This is a genomic window from Jiulongibacter sp. NS-SX5, assembly GCF_052828545.1.
Map to the genome: position 1 here is coordinate 3,551,789 of NZ_CM128248.1, position 18,812 is coordinate 3,570,600.

General features: G+C 39.7%; 17 protein-coding genes. 8 read left to right on the forward strand and 9 right to left on the reverse strand.

The features are described 5' to 3' along the window. Positions 1-145 precede the first annotated feature (145 nt). From ACUXV0_RS15430 to ACUXV0_RS15440, 3 genes are all read left to right on the forward strand, one after another. A complete protein-coding gene (locus ACUXV0_RS15430) occupies positions 146-1,429 on the forward strand; it encodes a GAF domain-containing sensor histidine kinase (protein WP_446190468.1) in 1,284 nt (427 codons plus the stop codon). 318 nt (positions 1,430-1,747) lie between these two features. Next, entirely contained in the window at positions 1,748-2,500 is a 753-nt protein-coding gene (locus ACUXV0_RS15435; RefSeq protein ID WP_446190469.1) for a hypothetical protein, read from the forward strand. Between the two features lie 86 nt (positions 2,501-2,586). Continuing rightward, a complete protein-coding gene (locus ACUXV0_RS15440) occupies positions 2,587-3,306 on the forward strand; it encodes a hypothetical protein (protein WP_446190470.1) in 720 nt (239 codons plus the stop codon). A 183-nt stretch (positions 3,307-3,489) separates the two neighbouring features. On the opposite strand, the gene ACUXV0_RS15445 is transcribed toward ACUXV0_RS15440, so the two are convergent. Continuing rightward, positions 3,490-4,140, reverse strand: a complete 651-nt coding sequence (locus ACUXV0_RS15445; protein ID WP_446190471.1) for an ATP-binding cassette domain-containing protein — start codon at positions 4,138-4,140, stop codon at positions 3,490-3,492. Continuing rightward, positions 4,137-4,415: a hypothetical protein gene (locus tag ACUXV0_RS15450; protein WP_446190472.1), complete on the reverse strand. Its 279-nt coding sequence runs from the start codon at positions 4,413-4,415 to the stop codon at positions 4,137-4,139. Before ACUXV0_RS15450 ends, ACUXV0_RS15445 begins: the two co-directional genes overlap by 4 nt. A 111-nt stretch (positions 4,416-4,526) precedes the next feature. On the opposite strand from ACUXV0_RS15450, the gene ACUXV0_RS15455 reads away from it, so the two are divergent. The 5 genes from ACUXV0_RS15455 (at position 4,527) to ACUXV0_RS15475 (ending at position 10,462) form a co-directional block, all read left to right on the forward strand. Beyond that, the gene (locus ACUXV0_RS15455) at positions 4,527-5,915 is read left to right on the forward strand and encodes a sugar porter family MFS transporter (protein WP_446192818.1); all 1,389 of its coding nucleotides are present in this window, start codon (positions 4,527-4,529) and stop codon (positions 5,913-5,915) included. Between the two features lie 80 nt (positions 5,916-5,995). Beyond that, complete coding sequence (locus tag ACUXV0_RS15460) at positions 5,996-7,426, forward strand: alpha-L-fucosidase (RefSeq protein WP_446190473.1); 1,431 nt, start codon at positions 5,996-5,998, stop codon at positions 7,424-7,426. Between the two features lie 264 nt (positions 7,427-7,690). Next, on the forward strand, positions 7,691-8,068 hold the full coding sequence (locus ACUXV0_RS15465) for a response regulator (protein ID WP_446190474.1): 378 nt from the start codon (positions 7,691-7,693) through the stop codon (positions 8,066-8,068). Positions 8,069-8,080: 12 nt separating this feature from the next. Then, positions 8,081-8,824, forward strand: a complete 744-nt coding sequence (locus ACUXV0_RS15470) for a DUF4184 family protein (RefSeq protein ID WP_446190475.1) — start codon at positions 8,081-8,083, stop codon at positions 8,822-8,824. 3 nt (positions 8,825-8,827) lie between these two features. Then, positions 8,828-10,462, forward strand: a complete 1,635-nt coding sequence (locus tag ACUXV0_RS15475; protein WP_446190476.1) for a tetratricopeptide repeat protein — start codon at positions 8,828-8,830, stop codon at positions 10,460-10,462. A 250-nt stretch (positions 10,463-10,712) separates the two neighbouring features. Here the strand turns inward: ACUXV0_RS15475 and ACUXV0_RS15480 are convergent, their stop codons facing one another. From ACUXV0_RS15480 to ACUXV0_RS15510, 7 genes are read right to left on the reverse strand one after another with little or no spacing between them, the layout of a single operon-like run. Beyond that, positions 10,713-11,222, reverse strand: a complete 510-nt coding sequence (locus ACUXV0_RS15480) for a GtrA family protein (protein ID WP_446190477.1) — start codon at positions 11,220-11,222, stop codon at positions 10,713-10,715. 4 nt (positions 11,223-11,226) lie between these two features. Next, complete coding sequence (locus ACUXV0_RS15485) at positions 11,227-12,399, reverse strand: glycosyltransferase (RefSeq protein ID WP_446190478.1); 1,173 nt, start codon at positions 12,397-12,399, stop codon at positions 11,227-11,229. Between the two features lie 4 nt (positions 12,400-12,403). Next, positions 12,404-12,940, reverse strand: coding sequence for a hypothetical protein (locus ACUXV0_RS15490; protein ID WP_446190479.1), 537 nt, complete (start codon positions 12,938-12,940; stop codon positions 12,404-12,406). Further along, positions 12,937-13,749 (reverse strand): hypothetical protein, encoded by an 813-nt coding sequence (locus tag ACUXV0_RS15495; protein WP_446190480.1) that lies wholly within the window; start codon positions 13,747-13,749, stop codon positions 12,937-12,939. The genes ACUXV0_RS15490 and ACUXV0_RS15495 overlap by 4 nt, the downstream gene beginning before the upstream one ends. Before the next feature lie 2 nt (positions 13,750-13,751). Next, positions 13,752-16,763 carry a glycosyltransferase family 39 protein gene (locus ACUXV0_RS15500; RefSeq protein ID WP_446190481.1) on the reverse strand — a complete coding sequence of 1,004 codons (3,012 nt, stop codon included), beginning with the start codon at positions 16,761-16,763 and terminating at the stop codon, positions 13,752-13,754. Between the two features lie 6 nt (positions 16,764-16,769). Beyond that, positions 16,770-17,846 (reverse strand): mannose-1-phosphate guanylyltransferase, encoded by a 1,077-nt coding sequence (locus tag ACUXV0_RS15505; protein ID WP_446190482.1) that lies wholly within the window; start codon positions 17,844-17,846, stop codon positions 16,770-16,772. 36 nt (positions 17,847-17,882) lie between these two features. Next, a complete protein-coding gene (locus tag ACUXV0_RS15510; RefSeq protein WP_446190483.1) occupies positions 17,883-18,716 on the reverse strand; it encodes a glycosyltransferase in 834 nt (277 codons plus the stop codon). Between the last annotated feature and the right edge of the window lie 96 nt (positions 18,717-18,812).

The following is an 18,812-nucleotide window of genomic DNA, read 5'->3' on the forward strand; positions in this document are numbered from 1 at the left end:
CTTGTGTACCAAAGTAAGGAATGATGTTTCTTAAAACCATACAGACCTGTCTCTGTTTAAGTGTTCGATAAGCATATGAATTTGAGTTTTTATGTCAATCGTGAGATAGTTCATATACTTGTAAAAGATTTAGGAGTAGCCCAACATGATAAAACCCCAAAAGCCTGCCAATGAAGAGTTTCGTCTGAAAACCCTTCATGAGCTAAATATTCTGCATTCGGAGGAAGAGAAAGAGTATAATGATATTGCTGAATTGGCCTCTTTTATCTGCAAAACGCCGGTGGCTCTGGTAACGCTGGTAGGAGAAGAAGAGCAATGGTTTAAAGCGAAAGTGGGTACTGAGCTAACAAGTACACCAAGGGAGATTGCTTTCTGCTCACATGCCATACAAGATAATGACGTTTTGATCGTACCCAATGCTTTGGAAGACGAGCGTTTTGTAAAGAATCCTTTGGTAACGGGCAATCCAGACATTCGGTTTTATGCCGGTATTCCGATCAGGATAAAAGAGCAGTCTTTGGGTACACTTTGTGTGATTGATCAAAAGCCAAATTCGCTGGATGAGTCTCAATTAAATGCCCTGAAAATGCTCTCTTCTCAGGTAGAAAAGCTTCTGGAACTAAGGCGAGCCAGTAAAGAATTGATGAAGGTTTCTGAAGAGAATAAACGGTTTCTTGAGGGAGAAATTTTTGAAAAAAATATTCAACTCAGAAGGCAAAAAGAGGAGCTACAGAATCTCAATGATGAGTTGGAACAGATGGTTTACATCGCCAGTCATGACCTTAAAGAGCCTGTAAGGAAAATCAAGATGTACAGTGATATCTTGAGAAATGACACCATGCTTACCGAGAAACAGTCTACCATTTTAAATAAGATCAATACCAGTGCCGAAAGAGCCCATACTCTGGTGCAGGACGTTTTGGATTTTGCTACGCTGCAAAATGATCTTGAAAGGTATACAACGGTATCTTTAGAGAAGGTTTTTGAGAGCATTCTTCAATCATTTGAATCAGTGATAAAAGGGACTGATGCCAATTTCATCTTTCAGGAATTACCTACCGTCAAAGGCGACCAGGGCCAGTTGACTCAATTATTTTCTAACCTGATCGAGAATTCATTAAAGTACAATAAGAATACACCGGAGATCAGAGTATCAGCGGAGGTTCTATGCGGTGATACTGAAATAGGTTTAGAGCCGGAGGTGCAATATCACAAAATAACCTTGGTCGATAATGGCATAGGTTTCAATGATGATCACAAAGAGAAGATTTTTGAGTTCTTCAGGAGGTTACATTCCAAATCAGATTTCGAAGGAACAGGAATTGGGCTGGCCATTGTCAAAAAAGTAGCCCAAAACCACAAGGGAACCGTCACCGCCGAAGGAATACCTGATCAGGGCTCAGTATTTAGCGTTTATTTGCCTGTTTGATAAAATGTTTCCGAAATGGTGTGCCATTCGCTATTTTCTACGGCCGACTTTTAAGCTGAAAAAAACATCAAAAATAGAAAGGCAGAATAGGAGAGCAGTTTTTTGAAATGCATCTCAATAGTGTTGCTAACGATCAGATTATGAAAGGTTTTCTATAGGAAAAGCCTGTTCAGGGCTGTCGGAAGAACCGAGTCAGATCTCGCGGAGGTCAGACCTGTATAATCCACGCTGTCAGGTCTGCTTTTATTCTTATCCAGAACTGTTTAGAAAGTGCGGATAATTTGAATACGGTCTTAAAATCAAATACTAACTTAGAACATGAAAGTCGGATATATGCATATGCACAATTTTGTCAAAAAAGGGGATGCATTAATCCGCTCGTTATCGGTAATTAAAATGAAAACCTGGAAAAACAATAGTATACTGAATAATCAAACTGAAGAGACTCCACCAAAGGAAATCTTTCAAGCAGTCTGTGATGAAATCGGAAATTACTTCGAAACTAAGAATTTTAAATACTCAAAATCGACTCCGAAAATCACATTGAAAGACAATCAATATAAACTTGAAATACGATTCAATTCAAGTGCAAGTAATTATGCCGGTGGTTACGTAAATCTAGAAATTAACTCCAACCTTTATTCAATACAACTTGCTAAAACGGATAAGACAAATTCAAAATTTAAAGGTTTGCTAACTGGAGTAATTACACCATTATCGAAATCGCTACCCTCAAAATTCAAAAACGCTTCAAAGATTGTTGAAAAAATAGATGGGGAGATTATTCAACATCCAACTGATAAATTCAAATACAAAGAATACATCTTCAATAGAAACATAAATATATATCAAATATCACATTCATTATTCGAGCAAATAATAAAGTTTATTGAAATAAGGATAATAAAATGGTATGATGAATTCAAAACAGATGAAGGTTTAGTTAAACTGTTATCAGAAATGGGTGGTTCGGCAAAATACAGCATTGATAAAGAGAATTTTTATAAGTATCTCGAAATAAGAGATATTGAGAATATTGATGAATTAAAAGAAAAAATAAAAGACCGATAACAGGCGATATGACATCATACCTATTTCCTCCGTCATAGGTACGAAGCATATCGCCAGACCGTTCTCGGTCATTAATAAGAAATAAAATGAATCATGAAGAATACAAGAATGAACTGGTCAAAAGGGCTAAATCAGTTCTAAATTCAAATACTTTTAACTTTGAAGAAACCAAATCTATAGTATGGGATTATAAGAGTTTTAGATATAAATTAGCATACAATAAAGCTACAGAATTCTTAGAAGGAAGATGGTCTCCTGAATTTCAAAAGATAAATGAAGACTTGGATAGATACTTTGTATTAAACAAGCCTCTCTTTGATTTCAAGAATGAAATTATCGATGGAATTAAAAGGTCGACAACATATAAAACTGAAAGGGAGAAACTTGATGAAGTAGTTCAGAAAATATCTGAACTTAAACATCAGAATCAATTAATTGAAAATCATGGGGAATTACATTTTGAAATAGCAAAACTAATTTTCCCAACTCATGGAAGATTTGAGTATATGAACCTTATTGAGTATAGAACAAATTTTGAAGAAATATTAAAATCAAAAGCTCTGCAAAAAGTTGTCAAATATATAAAGGGAACTGGAAAACTTTATTTCATCGGTCCAGCTTGGTCAAGTTTAAAAGGAAATTTTATTTACTTCGAAACAGAGATTAACCCAAAAAGGATGAAGAAAATATTAAATCTTCCAGATAATCTGGTGGAACATAAATGGAAAGACATTAAAGCTGGTAAAGAACAAGGTTTAATCGATGGAAATACAGGAGAAGGTGTACTTGGAACTATTGTAAATTGAAAAACGAACCGAGAACAATGTACATGACGTTCATGTCGGCTAAACGCCGCCACGCCGCATGTACCAACCGTTCTCCTTTCTTTCTAAAACGATGTAAATAACTATCCTAATTGGCCGCAACGGTAAACTTCAGCCAGTCTGACCAGTTAAAAAGTTTTAGGAAATAGCAAGTGTTTTTTGAAGTTATGGCAAGTAACCATAATCCTGAAGCTCATCGGCTGTAATAGACGAAAGGCGACCATCCTTTAAGAAAACCAGGCGTTGACTAATGTCCAGAATGTTTCGGTAGTCGTGATCGGTGATGATAAAGCCCTTATGGCTACATTCTTCTTTGAGAATTCTACCAATCAACTCTTTCTGTAAAGGTGCCAAACCATTAAAAGGCTCATCTAATAAGGCATATTTGGCAGGGGAGAGGCTTAAAATAAGAATTTCCGCAATTCTCCTTTCTCCGGTTGATAGTTGCCTTACAGGTGATTCAAGATTAAAAATACCATCGGTTAGTTCTCTGAACCTCTCCAAGCCTTCTTTGCCAAGCAATATCTGAGCTAAATCCTTTATTCTTGAAGTCTGTGGTAGAAAAGAATGCTGTGGTAAATAAACGAGTTGACCTTTCTGAGAACCTATGCCGGTATGGACTTCAGTATCAATTTTGACAAAGCGATTATCAGTGTGAAGAGAGCCGAAAATGATTTTTAGTAAGGTGGATTTTCCACATCCATTTCTACCAAGTAAACCCACAATTTCTCCTTTATGACATTGCAGAAAAATATCACTCAGAATCACCTTGTGACCAAAAGATTTTTGAACGCTATCAATGTGAAGGCAACTCATAAGGTAGTAATTAGGAGACAGATAATGGCATGAAAACAAAGGGTAAAAACCCATAGCTTTTGTTTGCTCCAGCCCAGGTTGTAGAAGAAATAGTACTCTTCAGGATACCTAAGCACGTAAACGAAATAATGGAATAAGGCCCCAATGGGAATAATAGAGGAGGCTAAAGTTTGACCAGCCATTTCTCCGGAAGTACCACCAATCAAAAGACATACTCCCCAAACGGGTATGAGTAAACGTTTATAAAAAAGCCAAAAGATGTGTAAAGATTTCATTCAGCAAGAAACCTAAAAGCCCCTGGTTCTCAGGAAAAGTTTAAGTTAAAGTGTGTTAAGAATCGAAAGGTTTTGGGTTTGACCTTGGGAGCTGACATGTCTTTCCACGATATGTTCTATTTCCACCTCCCTCTTGCCCACCTACAAGATTTCACCGATCTTCACAAAACTTTAACCCTAACAAAATTGAAACAGAACAAAATCTTCATTTGGTCTATTACGGCCGCTTTGGCCGGCTTTTTATTTGGCTTTGATACGGTAGTTATCTCCGGGGCCGACCAAAAATTACAAGCTCTTTGGAATTCCTCTGATGCCTTTCATGGTGCTGTGGTGATGTCTATGGCCCTTTGGGGTACGGTGGTAGGAGCTATTTTTGGAGGCATTCCCACCAATAAACTAGGTAGAAAAACCACCTTAATCTGGATTGGCTTTTTGTATACCATTTCAGCGGTAGGTTCCGGACTTTCTAATGACCCGTACATTTTTGCCTTCTTTAGATTTATTGGTGGCTTGGGAGTGGGAGCCAGTACCGTGGCCGCTCCTGCGTATATCTCTGAAATTTCTCCGGCAAAAGACCGCGGTAAACTTGTGGCTCTTTATCAATTCAATATCGTTTTCGGTATCATGATGGCATATTTGTCTAATTACCTACTGAATGATGTTAGCGAAAATGATTGGAGATGGATGCTGGGTGTAGAAGCATTACCTGCTATTTTATATACCATTTTTGTATTGGGCGTTCCAAGAAGTCCGCGTTGGCTAATGACACAGGGCAGAACCAAGGAGGCTGAGGATGTACAGAAACTCATTGATCCGAATTATACGGTGGAGCAGAGTCAGGAGAACGAAAGCATTGAAGCTATAAAGGAAAGCATTTTTGATAAGACCTATCGTTTTCCTTTGTTCCTGGCTTTTTTAATCGCCTTTTTCAATCAGTTTTCGGGTATTAATGCTTTTCTCTATTACGCCCCACGAATTTTTGAAGAGGCTGGGCTGGGAGAGAGCACTGCACTTTTAAGTAGTATCGGTATTGGCGTTGTCAATCTCATTTTTACGCTCCTAGGCGTCTCACTTATAGATAAGGTAGGTCGTAAAATGCTCATGTATATTGGCTCTGTAGGGTATATCATTTCTTTAGGAATGGTGGCCTATGCTTTCGCTACTGGCTGGACCGGGATGGCGGTGCCTATCTTCATGTTCATCTTCATTATAGCACATGCCTTAGGGCAAGGCACCGTGATTTGGGTGTTCATCTCCGAGATTTTTCCAAACCATCTTAGAGGCTCGGGTCAGGCCTTTGGTAGCTCGGTTCACTGGCTACTGGCGGCTATCATTCCCTCTTCTATTCCTTTTTTGTTTTCTACCATTGGTGCAGCTCCCGTGTTCGGAGTATTTACCTTTATGATGGTTTTACAATTGCTTTTTGTGTTTTTTATGATGCCGGAGACACGTGGCGTTTCCCTGGAAGAATTGAGTCAAAAACTAAAAAGAACGGCTTAGAACAGGCCAATTCATAAAATTTTAAGACTCTATTAATAGTGAGTAGCTAATTTGTCTGCTCACTATTTTTATTTACTCCATTGAAAAAGCAACTCACCTATTTTATTCTCTTTTTAATGGTTTGCGGTTTTGCCAAAGGGCAAAATACCGTACACCCGACCTCAAAAGAATATCAATACCCTACTGACCCTGCAGTAGCAGAAAAGCTAGAACACTGGAGAGATCAGAAATTTGGGATATTAATTCACTGGGGAGTTTATGCTGTACCGGGTATTATAGAATCCTGGAGTTTATGTAATGAAGACTGGATTACCCGTGGTGATAGTAATGTGGCTTATCATGATTACAAAAAATGGTATTGGGGCTTGAAAGATGAGTTTAATCCTCAAAGTTTTGATCCTAGCCAATGGGCACAAGCAGCCTCAAAAGCCGGAATGAAATACGTGGTTTTTACCACAAAACATCATGATGGTTTCAATATGTTTGATACTCAATTTTCAGACTATAAAATCTCAGATGGACCTTTCAGAGATCACCCGAAGGCAGATGTGGCCAAACATGTTTTTGATGCTTTCAGAAAAGAAGATATGATGATCGGGGCCTATTACTCTAAGCCGGACTGGCACTCGCAGGATTTCTGGTGGGATTATTACGCAACACCCGACCGAAATGTGAATTATGATATTAGAAAACACCCTGAGAAATGGCAGCGTTTTGTAAACTATACGCATAACCAAATCAATGAACTCACGACCCAATACGGTGATATTGATATTCTTTGGCTAGACGGTGGCTGGGTAAGACCTAAACATACGGTAAATGAAGAAGTGCTGAGCTGGGGAGCTCCTATTCCGGAGTTTGATCAGGAAATAAATATGCCGAAAGTGGCGAAAACTGTCAGGGAGAATCAAAAGGGAATATTGATCGTAGACAGAACGGTACATGGACCGTATGAAAACTATAGAACGCCAGAGCAGGGCATTCCTTCAGAAATGTCTTCAGATCCTTGGGAGAGCTGTATTACTTTAGGAGGAGCCTGGGGTTATGTTCCAAATGATCAGTTTAAATCGGCCGATAAAGTCATTCATTTATTAGTGGAGATTGTAGCCAAAGGCGGTAATCTTCTGCTAGGTGTTGGGCCTACGGCAGATGGTTTATTTTTACCTGAGCAGGTCAAAAGATTAGAAGAAATTGGAGAATGGACCGGGCGTTTTGGCGAAGCTATTTATGAAACAAGAGCCCTGACTGAATTCAAAGAGGAGAATTGGTACTTCACTGCCGGTAAAGATTATGAGCTTTATATGATCTATGTCAATGATGATAGTCCACTGCCCAATGTTTTGGAGTGTAGTAGTCATATCCCTCTTAAAAAGTCTGAATTGAGTCTTCTTGGTTTTGATCAAAAACTCAAATGGAGTCTTCAAAATGAGGTATTAAGTGTTGAAGTTCCAGAAAAGCTAAAAGCAGAACTTCAGTCGCTCCCTGCTTTTGTGGTAAAAATTTCAAAATAGTGCAGTAAGGGTTTAGTAAACTCTTCCAAATAATGGAAAATATGATTAAGCGGTGGAATTGCTATTCCAAAATTAGGCCTTTTGCTAAAAAGCTAGGAGGGTAGTAGAAAAGAAGTTTTATTTATAAGTGCTTTGTTTTGAGGCTTTAAGGTGTGGGTGTTGCCGTGTAAAATACCACCGCTGGATAAGTTTTTAAGACTTGGCATGATGTTGCTAAATACTGGCATTGTATGTGAATATCATTCAATAAATAAAACCTCATCTATGTTTAACCCCAAGATATTTATAGTAGACGATGACCCTTTCTGGGTTGCCATTTTGGAAGAATTGCTGACTGACCAAGGCTTCGATAATATCACTACTTATGACAACGGCAGTGACTGTCTGGATAATCTTCATAAAGAACCTGAAATAATCTTTCTTGATAAAGAGATGGATGGTATTGATGGTCTGGAAGTATTGGAGTCTCTGAAAAAGCAAAATGAAAATGTAGAAGTTATTTTCTGCACGGCTCATGAAGATCTAAGTGTGGCGGTACAAGCCCTCAGAAATGGATCAAACGACTTTCTTCTAAAATCTAACGCGAATAAAAAATCAATTTCTGAATTGATGGAAAATCTTCAGCGAATGCTCGCGAGATAAGAGAAGTGTAACATGCCTTTTACTTTAGCACATCCTGTAGCGGTTCTTCCATTCATGAAAGAACGATATAGACTTTCGGCCACAGCCTTGATAGCCGGGAGTGTGATGCCCGATTTCGAGTTTTTCTTACAGTTAAGAGAGGTTGAAAATATTGGACATCATTGGTTCGGGATTCTGTTATTAGACCTACCGGCAACCATAATCTTTACGATTATTTTTCACGTTTTAATAAAGCCGGCTTTTTATCCTCACCTACCGCTAAATCTGAAAGAACGTTTCGTAGACTTTGTGGAGGTAGATTGGTTTAAGTCGCTAAGAGAGCACCCTATGACCATTATGTTCTCTGCTTTGATTGGCATTTTTACACATTTGATTATTGATGGGTTTACTCATCATGATGGCTTCGCCTTATCGCTTTTTCCTGTATTGGATGGGTCTTTTACTATAGGTGAGAAGACTCTTCCTTTTTATTTCCTTCTTCAGCTTCTTTTGAGTCTGCTGGGGTCGGTCTACGTCATTTATTTTATACGCAAGCTTCCCAGGTTTAAAATTGTAGAGACTGACGTAAACAGAGCTATGTTCTGGATAACCTTCTCGGTCATCTTTGTTTCCGTTCTGGCCATCAGAGTCGGGTTCTGGCCCGAGTATAATACCTTCTGGGGGCTTGTTATGGCTTTCTTAGGTTCTCTTACCTACGCCACTCTTGGAGTGGCGGTGGTTCTGCGTATTTTCTTTTCGCCACAGTATCCCTCCTGATCTATGTATTTTAAGTTGCTCAGGTTTGGCTTTCTGGTTTCAGCTCTTTTGTTTTCGGCTGTATTTCATGCAGGTTTTGCGGTAGCACAAGGGACTGATAATCCTACTTTAAGTCCTGAAAAAAGAGAGGCGTATATACAGAAGGCTAATTCTCTGAGAGCAGAGGAGAAGTATGTGGAGGCTATTGCTCAATTAGACTCTATTTTAATTGTAAATCCTGAAGATGCGGGAATATTACTTTATAAAGGAGACCTTTCATTACAGGCCGGAAAATATGGCCAGGCCGTGGATGTCTATGGAAAACTAATTCCACTAGATTATGAAAAGACCACCGTCATGGTGAACCAATCTTACGCCTTATTTATGAATAAAAAGGCCTCCAAAGCCTTAGGTGTGGCTCGCGAGGCCTGGCTTCAGGATTCTGAAAAGAAGAATGCTACGGTCAATTATTTCAATGCCATGCTATGGAATACCAAAACTGGTCCGGCCTCAAAATTCTTAGACGAGCAGAAAAAGAATTTGGGAGAGGATGATAAGCTGGTCTTAATGGCTCGCTTAAAAACCACTTCCGGCGATTACAGAAATGGTTTAAGATTCTATGAAAGGTTAGCCCGATCGTTCCCGAACAAGAACTATCTCAATGAGTATTTCGAGGTGTTTATTGCTAAGGGCAAAAAGGATCAAATAGCTGATAAGATTTTGGCAAAAAAAGAAATCCTAGGTGAAAGCAGTACCAATGCTTTACTGGGTAAACTCAATGATTTCAAAAAGAAAAACGCTGGGACTTCTTTTAGCTATTTCAATGATATCGGTGGGAATTCTCGCGTGACCAATGCGTATTGGTTTCAAACAGGCACCTACGGCACTTATTCATTAAAAGCAGGTGGCGGTTTCTCTACCTTGAGTTCAGAATTTCAAGGGAATATTAAGACTTCGTTTTTTGATGCCCAATTGGCAGAAAACTGGAGTAGATTATTCAGTGGTAAAACCGAGTTTAGGTACCAAAGTGTAAATCCTGAAAATGCTATGGCTTTCGGAGGCGTTACAGGTAAACAGAGTTTTACTTATCTCCCGAATGATAGAAGAATGTTAAGCCTCTTCGCCAGTAAAGATATTTTGAACTTTACGCCGGAGTTATATTCTCAAAACATCAATAGTACCAGTGTGGGTTATGTGGCCCACGTCATGCTGGATGGTAAAACCGGGATCTACGGACAAGGAAACCGAGGCTGGTATTCTGACGAGAACAAGAAGGTCGAAGCTTTTACATCTTTGTATCACATTTTTGCTTTGTTTCCGGTGATCAAAGCAGGTATAAACTATTCTTATCTACATTTTGATAAACAGGTGACGGCCTATTTTGCCCCCAATAGGTACAGTAATGCCGAGCTTTTCGCAGATATTACTGGTAAACTGCCTACCAAGTTTCCTCTATCCTTTAATCTACAGGGTGGGCTTGGACTTCAGCAAATTGAAACCAATGCCGCCGAGCCGGCCGCCAGGTATCAAGTAGAGCTTAAAACCGGGAAAAGTAACCTGACCGGCTCTTTAAAATACCAAACCAGTAATGTGGCTTCCAGTACAGGAGCCGGTTATAAATTTGACTGGTTTACCTTAACTCTGGGTTATCGCTGGTAATTCTTCCAAAACTTCAAGTTACCCATTCTATGGGTTCCATAGCTTTTCCAGATTTCATGAAGCAAATGATGAATTAGCCTAAATCTATTCGTTTAGGTCTGAAAGCCTACCTTCCTTCATCTAATTATCTCCAAAAAGAATAAGGTCATCTTTAGTGATGTGATAAAACGATTATTCTGAGTTAATTTAAAAAAATGAACCCTCGCAAGTGCAAGGGCCATTCCAATTAACTACTGTATAATCATAATCTTTAATGCTTTTTGTCTTTGAAGGTGAAATGCTTCTGTAATAGGTAATTGACGGTGAGTACAATAACCGTAGAGGCGACTTTCGAGACTGTCGGGTGGATATCTAAGAGTTCAATCATCACTTTCATGAGAATATAATCGCTTACAAGTCCTTGTAAGACCACCAGGACATACTTCATGAAAGCTTGGGAATTATGCTCTCCGTTTTCAGTCTTAAAAGCGAAGTTTTTGGCAAGCCAATAGCCTGTAGGAACTGTAAGTACAAAGGCTATGATCAGACTAATGGTGTATGATTTAATGCTAAACCCACCCACATAATACTCTGGCTGGGCCAGTACAAACTGATAGAAGATGGCAAACAGGGCAATGTTCAATACTGTATTGACAGCCCCCAGGCTTAAATAAGCGAATACGCTGTAACTCATAAATCGCTTAAAAAGAGGATAAAAGATACCAAGTATAGCGTCTATCCATCTTTTAAGTAGACCGTCTTGACTAATGTGAGTATCCATGAGATCAGGCGTTTAATTTTTTCAAATGATCTAAATACATATCTGCCAATTGGGTCATTTGAAGCCCTTCAGCGGCTTTGTAGTTCTGATCTTCCAGCTCCAAACGTTTTGCCGGATTCTCAATTAACTCCGCCACAGCATTTGCCATACTTTGGGCATCCTCAGGTATAAAATAGGCTCCGCCATAACCTTCTTCATCCACCACTCTTTCCAGATCATCTATTTTAGGCAGAATACAAGCTCTCGCGTAGCTTCCAGCCTGGTGTAAAATTCCCGAGCTGCCCGTGGTGGTGGTATATGGGAAAATGATAAAGGTGCTGTCTTTGAAAATGCGTTCTACATCTTCCTCTTTTACATATCCTGTAAACTCTACATTCGGCATGTCGCTATATTGCTTTTCTACGCCATCCAGATATCCTTTCACATTTGGGTTATCTGTACCTGCTACAGTGGCTTTGAATTTTTCATTCGGAAACCTCTTTTCCAGAATTTTAACCGCATCCAGCATGACCTCTACCTTCTTGTAGGTGCCAAATTTCCCAAAAGCCATCAGGTTAATCTCGGGTAAAATCTCGGGCAATAGCTCCCGTTCCGGTAATTCAAAATTGCCATGAGGCAGAAGAGCCACATTATTGACCTTATATTTCGACTTGATGATGTCTACATATTTTGAGATGGTAAGACCCAGAAGATCAGCCTGCAGTAATAATCGGGTAAGCTGGGTGCCTATCCATAAATAAAGCCCCGATTTTAACTTGTTATTGGCCATGCCAATACTTTCCAGATCAACGGTCTCGGTAATATTATGAAGCAAAACGATAGATTTCATCCCGAGCCATTTGGCCATTAGAGGGCTAAGAAGACCTAGAGCCGCCGGGATTTTATCTTCACCGAAAGTCATGAATTGCAAATTGAAGATGACATTATCAATCTTCTGACTTTTCAATTCTTTTCTGATATCCCAGAAGCTAAACCAGTCATTGAACCTCCAACATGGGATGATCTTAATGCCTCGCATATCGTATTCTTCATAAGCCGAGTTATCTTCCAGGTGATTGGTGAGAATGATGATTTCATCAACCCCCGGTTTGCCAATGAAGCTTTTGATAAAATGATAGCCATACTCGTTAAGTGTGACTTTACTGGGCGGAAACGGTGATACGAAAGCTAGTCTCATGATATTATTGGTTTAGATATCGCATAGCTTCTACTCTCCAGTGATCTCCCTGAAAAAGCAACACCATCGCGATATGATGTGTATTGGTGAATGATTGTTTTTCTAATAGTTGAAAGCTGAAAACTGTGTTACTGTCTATGGCAGTACAGACCAGATTGTCTGATGACCAGTTAATGATATGAAGCTCATGCGAAAGGTCTTGACGTGTCAAGTTTGCCTCTTGAGGATCATTTGGTCCATCGCAGATTTGCTTATAAAAATTTTCGGTGTAATACTCTTTTCCGGTACGCATGTCATTGGTAGCATACAGATGATTAAGATGTGCCCAGATAGCGGAGTAATCCTTCTTTAATCTATTGATGTCTGAAGTGTCTGGTTTGAACATGGAGTGTACATTGACCTCTATCTCAGTACTATGTTCTTCGGCTGTAGTATCTGTTACCAAAAATATAGGTAACGGATCATTCCGTTCTCTTTCTTGAATAATCAGATATAGGTAAACTCCGATCAGAATGGTCAATATGTATTTCAGATACTTCATAATACTTCTATTGACTCTAATCCAGCTATTTCTGCCGTAACATCACTAATTCGTATCTCAGGGGGTAGTGTGAATCTAACTTCACCATCCAGTACTACGCTGCTTCGTTTAAAGCGAATTTGATTGGCCGTATATTGAATATTGACATTAGTGCCATCTGAAACCGGATTGCCGATTTTGTCTTTTAGAGGTCCGATGTTAATGGCAGACCCATTTGTTGATTTCTTGACCGAAATAGGAATTTCTTCTGCAGAACCTGCCTGGAGGTAATAGCAACTTATTGGTTTATTTTCTGTAGCATAATAGGCTCCAACCTTTTCAGTTACCCCGAGCATTTGCTCAAAAAACAGTTTCCCATCGTTCAGGTTTTGAATATTTCTAAACTCGTCAATCCGATGGATGATTTGCTGATGCTCCAGTATGGAGTCAGGGTTCACTGTTTTGGGCGATCTATAGTCAATTAGCTGGGCAAACTGCTTGTTATTCGTAAGATAAAATTCAAAATAATGCGTTTGGTCTTCAGTATTGATGGTCAATACTGCTGGTCCTTCAATAATTCCCTCGGCCTCCGGTTTTGAAATTGTTAGGGTGTCGTGCTGTAAAGTATAGTTGAGATAGAAAGGTTTGGCAGTAGTATACAATCGTACATCTTTAATCTCGGGAATTGAAGAGATGAATAGCATTTGGAAATTCTGAAAAACAACTCTTTCGCTTTCATTCAGCCATAGTAATTGACCTTCCTTGTTCGCACAGGAAAGCTCTGTGAAAAGAAGTGCTATGAAGACCATATGTATGTATATCTTCTTCATAGTTATTGCAGATAAATGGCTTGTGAAATGAAACAATGGGGTAGGGCCTCAATGGTTTCATGTTTCTTTCCATCGGGTCTTGTTTTTCTCGGGCTTCCATTGATATAAAGTTCAAAGGGAATGTCTTCTCTGACTTTTGTCAGGGCAGTAACTTTTCTCAGACCAGTGTCAAAAGTCAAATTCAAACCACTACGAACCGCTTTTCTATGGATATCTAGCTGCACTTGTCTGATAATCCCTTCCTGATCTCGCTCAGCTAAGAGGACACCAGGAATATTTATATCTGTGCTTAACTCATTATAAAAGTGAGCTTGAATAGCTACTGAATCTGCTGATACGGCAGTTGAAGTAAGTCCTAAAGTACCTCCATGGATATAACCGGTTTGGCTTACATCGGTATCAGCATATAGACTTATTTTTTCAATTTGAAGAGAGTCAAGAAGGTGTTTATTGCCGAGATCGATTTCAAAGAACGTAGATGCCTTTGGCCATAGGTTATATTGGAAATTTCTTTTGGCGTAAAAGGTCAGTGGCTTTTCTCCTTTCTTGGTAGTTACCAAGGCTTTCAATGCTACATTAATTGGTATATCATCTGCATTTAGGAAAGCCCCAGTCAGGTATAGTGTAGAGTCATTCTCAATGATATTGGCTTGCCTGTATGCTGCAAAAGGTTTCTTTACCCGATCATCTTTTACAGTAGGGAAACTGCTAATTACTCTTTTGCCTTGTTTCTTGAATAGCGTAAACGTGTAACTCCTCATCTGGAATTCAGGAACCTCGGGTACCACTGATTTAGGTATGATATACCATCTGTCTTTTTGTCTTTCCAGAATTAAAGTGTCTATCTGTGAAAGGTTGCCTACGGAAGTTCTCCAAATGGTGTAAACTGACATTTGAGCCTTGTCATCGTTTGCAGTTATAGCTTGAGTTGAGATACTATCCAGCTTGGCGTAGGAAGGTAATAAACCACCATCATTAACTGATTTTTCCAGTAAATACTGATCCAGCGTATAGGTAGGCGTTGGTTTGAAAAAGTGGAATGCTGTTTCAAAACGTTGAAAATCTAAATGATTATAGAAATTCAGGATAGCCGTTTCAGGATCTTTTTGCTCATTTAAGAGCAATAACTCATTGATCTGCATGACGATGTAGCCTGAAAACAATATCACAGGTAATAGTGCAGAGCCATAAATAGTGGCAATAGAATAATTATGATCTGTTTCCGGTACAGAGTCGAGGTAATCTTGCTCTTTAAAACGCTTTAAATAGAATATGGTGAGAAGCGTAGCTATAACCAAACTGGAAATAGGGAAGGTGCCCCAGGTAATTTTCAGAATGGGGTGAATTTCTTTAGGCGTAACTGGTTTGATAGTAGAGATATTCCCTTTCTCCCAGACCATGATTCCATTCTCGAGCCTTATGGTTCTGCTCCAGCCACTGTAGTAAAGTAATGGATCATAAAATCTATCATTACTGAATACGTATTTGAGGCTATATTTCTCAGAATTCGTCAGGAAGTCATTCAACGAAGCCAAACCGGCATCACCATTAAACTTGGCGTTTTCCAGGCGTTCTACCGGTCGGGTGGTGAGCTCAGGAAGGCGTCTGGCAGAGTGATAATTACCGTCTACGGTGGCGGCCATGGTATTGGCACCGAGCCATGCCATTTGATCACCAAAGCCAAGCGTTAAGTATCTCCATCGCATATGCTCATCCCGGTTCAGGAAATTTATGATAGGTTCTATCTCGACCTGCTTGGGCTGAAGAGGTCTGAAGCTTCCGAGATGAAAAACGAAAATCAAGAATAGGAAATAGAAAAAACCTGAGGTGCCGAGTAGCAGGAAATGCGTTTTTTGACCAAAGTTTTTGACCCAAAATTTCTTTACAGGACCACCCACAAAGGAGTTGATATACTTTGCCATAAAAGGAATGGCAATGATGGAAGCCCAGAAGCCAAACCTATCAAGAGTCAGAATATTAAAGGCGGTTTCTCCCAGCATCATTTTGGGGATAGGTGTGCTGCCTCCGCTTCCTAAAAGAAGGCATAAGTAAAATGACACTGCCCATCCTATAAATCTCTTTTTGCGAAGTATGGTGTAAGAAATAGCCGGCAAAAGGGCGAAGATCAGGATGAGAGGAATGATATAAAATATGAGTCCTGATGAGGTGACCTCAAAGAAATTGTCTCTAGAGCCATGCGGTATAGAAACCTGAGTGATAGGGTCGGTTTTACTCCAATACCAGTATGGGAAAATGAGACCTATGGCCATGACGATCATCAAAACCCCGAATAGAATGATCTCTTTCCAGCGTTTGACAGCCTCTATGACAATGGCCTTCAGGAATACAAAGAGGTTATTCTTGGTTTTGTCTCTGGCCGGGCCATCTGCCAAGGCCATAAATAAAGCAGGAGCTATGAAAAATACCATCCCAAAAATGGCGGTAACATGATGCGAACTAATGGTGACAGACAGAAAAGAAAGTGCCATGATGAGATAGATCGGCTTTCTTTTGATCATGTACTGGTATAAAAACGGCAGGGCGTTTAAGAGGAATGAGAGACCAGTCAAGGTGGGCATTTGGCCATACACATGAAGGGTCTCCACTATAGACGAAAGTACTACGGTTAAGATAGCAGCAATACCCGCGGTAGTTTTATCAAAAATGATCTTGGAGAAGCGATAAATCCCGATGATCAATATTTCCATGATCACGGTTGAGAAAATAGCAAAAGACACCTTCATCGGGAAGATTTTGCTAAGCAAACCAACTAGTTGATGCATTAGTGGAGGGTAGCTAACCGTAAGGAAGCCAGTGTACCAGCGATATTCCCAAGGCTCAAACCAGAATCGAGAATAGTGGTCGGCAAAAAACATATGAACGAAGGCATCATAGGTGCCTGGGAGCGTAAAATATTCAATAACCCCATGAGTAAGCATACAGAGAATCATGGCTACCAGTAGCAGCCTTTTCCCCATGAGGTCATCGAAAATATGATAGTTTGCCGGTCTCATTAAAATTTAGAAATGTGCCTCTCCTTTGATTGATTTCACTTGATTGACATATTTTTTAATCTCCTGCTCATTCTCCTTTTTGCAGATCAATAAGGCGTCAGGAGTATTTACCACAATGAGATCTTCCATACCTCCCACTACCACAATTTTCTTTTCTGAAGAGTGGACAATACAGTCGCTGCTTTCAAGCATAAAGGTGTCTTCGCCTGAGACGGCGTTCTGATCTTCATCTTTGTCAAAATTCTCCCAGGCACTGTTCCAGGTTCCCAGGTCGCTCCAGTCGAAATCTGCTGGTAGCATAAACACATTGGTTGCCTTCTCCAGGATGGCGTAGTCTATAGAGATGTTCTCGCATTTTTCATAAATCTCTTGGAGTGAGCTGGCCTCTTCTGGGGTATTGAAAGATGATGAAATACTTAAAAACAGGTCATTGATCCCTTTTGCATACTTTTCAAAGGAATTGATGATATCTTGGGTCTTCCAGATAAAAATACCAGAGTTCCAGTAAAATCTGTCGGTTTGGATAAATGCCTTGGCTGTTTCTTTGTCAGGCTTTTCCGTGAATCGTTTCACCTTCAGAATATCATCTGATGATCCTTCAGTTTCTATATACCCGTAGCCTGTATTAGGGTGATCTGGCTTGATTCCAAAGGTGACAAATGCATTATTTTTTGAGGTAAACTCCAATGCTGTTAAACAGTTCTTTTGAAAAGACTCTTGGTCCTCAATCAAATGATCACTTGGAGCCACAATAAGATTTCCTTCAGGATTGATCTCTTGGATTTTATGGGAAACATAAGCTATACATGGAGCTGTATTTCTTCTAAATGGCTCCGCCAAAATATTTTCTTCCGGAATGGCAGGAAGCTGTTCTTGGACAAGATGAACATAGCTTTCGGAGGTAACTACAAAAATGTTTTCAGCAGGAATAAAAGCCGAGAATCTCTCAAAAGTTGACTGAATAAAGGTTTTGCCAGTCCCTAGAATATCTAAAAACTGTTTGGGGCATTGAGTGGTACTAACCGGCCAAAATCGACTGCCTACGCCTCCGGCCATGATGGCCACATAGTTTGATGATTTCATGTGATTCGTATTAAATAAATGGGGTTATAATAAGTGTCAGGCTGCGTTCTTCTTATCGAAGACGTTATAGCCAGACTTTGTCTCAAAGAGATGTTTGATCCTGTAGTTATAATACAGGCCAGCTAACTGCATCGGAATCTTTATAGAATCCTTCAGTTTAAGTTTGGAGTCACCAATCTCTGACCAATGTAAAAGAGGGTATTCCAGTACTCCTTTTCTCAGGCTTGTTCTTCCAAATTTTTTCTGTAGTCTCAGGAATATTTCTACATCAAAAAGCCATGGCGTCTTAAATGATCTACCAAATAGCGAAGGAATAAGGCTTCTTTGGAACACTTTAGCTCCACACTGTGTATCCTGAAAGTTAGTTTGAAGTATAATTCGAATAAACGCCTTGACTATTCTACTTAGGATTGATCTATTGTCATTTCTGTCAATATCTGCTCCCAGTCTGCTGATTCTACTGCCCACTATGGCTCCGTAGCGTGGATTGTCATCCAGGTATTGTGCCATCAGAACCCACTCTTCAGGCTTGGTTGCCAGATCAGCATCTAAAAAACCGACTAGTTGAATTGCTCTGTAATTATCATAAACATGAAACATGCCTCCTCTTACAGCTTCAGATTTGCCACCGTTTTGAGGCATATCAACTACATCTACCTGGCTGGGGAATTGCTCAGACATGGCATGTAAAACCTCAAGAGTCTTATCCTTGCTGCCATCATTTACCAGGCATAAAAGTGTGTTTGTGTTGTTTTTCAGAAATGTGGAGAACGCTTTAACCGGGAATCGCTTTTCCTCGTTATAGCAAGGCACCACCATAGCATACTGGAAGTCCACAGGTGGAGGGGTTTGATTTTTAACAGTAGTCATTTTCGGCTTATGATTATATACATCATAATATAGTCAAAGCCTATGCCAAGTAGTTAACTCATTTATTATAAGGGGAATAAATTTATTGAACGGTGG

What these genes read in the sequence shown, in the direction of transcription:
- ACUXV0_RS15430 (WP_446190468.1), top strand. Translation starts at nt 146, where the DNA reads ATGATAAAACCCCAAAAGCCTGCCAATGAAGAGTTTCGTCTGAAAACC.
- ACUXV0_RS15435 (WP_446190469.1), top strand. Translation starts at nt 1,748, where the DNA reads ATGAAAGTCGGATATATGCATATGCACAATTTTGTCAAAAAAGGGGAT.
- ACUXV0_RS15440 (WP_446190470.1), top strand. Translation starts at nt 2,587, where the DNA reads ATGAATCATGAAGAATACAAGAATGAACTGGTCAAAAGGGCTAAATCA.
- ACUXV0_RS15445 (WP_446190471.1), bottom strand. Translation starts at nt 4,140, where the DNA reads ATGAGTTGCCTTCACATTGATAGCGTTCAAAAATCTTTTGGTCACAAG.
- ACUXV0_RS15450 (WP_446190472.1), bottom strand. Translation starts at nt 4,415, where the DNA reads ATGAAATCTTTACACATCTTTTGGCTTTTTTATAAACGTTTACTCATA.
- ACUXV0_RS15455 (WP_446192818.1), top strand. Translation starts at nt 4,527, where the DNA reads ATGTTCTATTTCCACCTCCCTCTTGCCCACCTACAAGATTTCACCGAT.
- ACUXV0_RS15465 (WP_446190474.1), top strand. Translation starts at nt 7,691, where the DNA reads ATGTTTAACCCCAAGATATTTATAGTAGACGATGACCCTTTCTGGGTT.
- ACUXV0_RS15470 (WP_446190475.1), top strand. Translation starts at nt 8,081, where the DNA reads ATGCCTTTTACTTTAGCACATCCTGTAGCGGTTCTTCCATTCATGAAA.
- ACUXV0_RS15475 (WP_446190476.1), top strand. Translation starts at nt 8,828, where the DNA reads ATGTATTTTAAGTTGCTCAGGTTTGGCTTTCTGGTTTCAGCTCTTTTG.
- ACUXV0_RS15480 (WP_446190477.1), bottom strand. Translation starts at nt 11,222, where the DNA reads ATGGATACTCACATTAGTCAAGACGGTCTACTTAAAAGATGGATAGAC.
- ACUXV0_RS15485 (WP_446190478.1), bottom strand. Translation starts at nt 12,399, where the DNA reads ATGAGACTAGCTTTCGTATCACCGTTTCCGCCCAGTAAAGTCACACTT.
- ACUXV0_RS15490 (WP_446190479.1), bottom strand. Translation starts at nt 12,940, where the DNA reads ATGAAGTATCTGAAATACATATTGACCATTCTGATCGGAGTTTACCTA.
- ACUXV0_RS15495 (WP_446190480.1), bottom strand. Translation starts at nt 13,749, where the DNA reads ATGAAGAAGATATACATACATATGGTCTTCATAGCACTTCTTTTCACA.
- ACUXV0_RS15500 (WP_446190481.1), bottom strand. Translation starts at nt 16,763, where the DNA reads ATGAGACCGGCAAACTATCATATTTTCGATGACCTCATGGGGAAAAGG.
- ACUXV0_RS15505 (WP_446190482.1), bottom strand. Translation starts at nt 17,846, where the DNA reads ATGAAATCATCAAACTATGTGGCCATCATGGCCGGAGGCGTAGGCAGT.
- ACUXV0_RS15510 (WP_446190483.1), bottom strand. Translation starts at nt 18,716, where the DNA reads ATGACTACTGTTAAAAATCAAACCCCTCCACCTGTGGACTTCCAGTAT.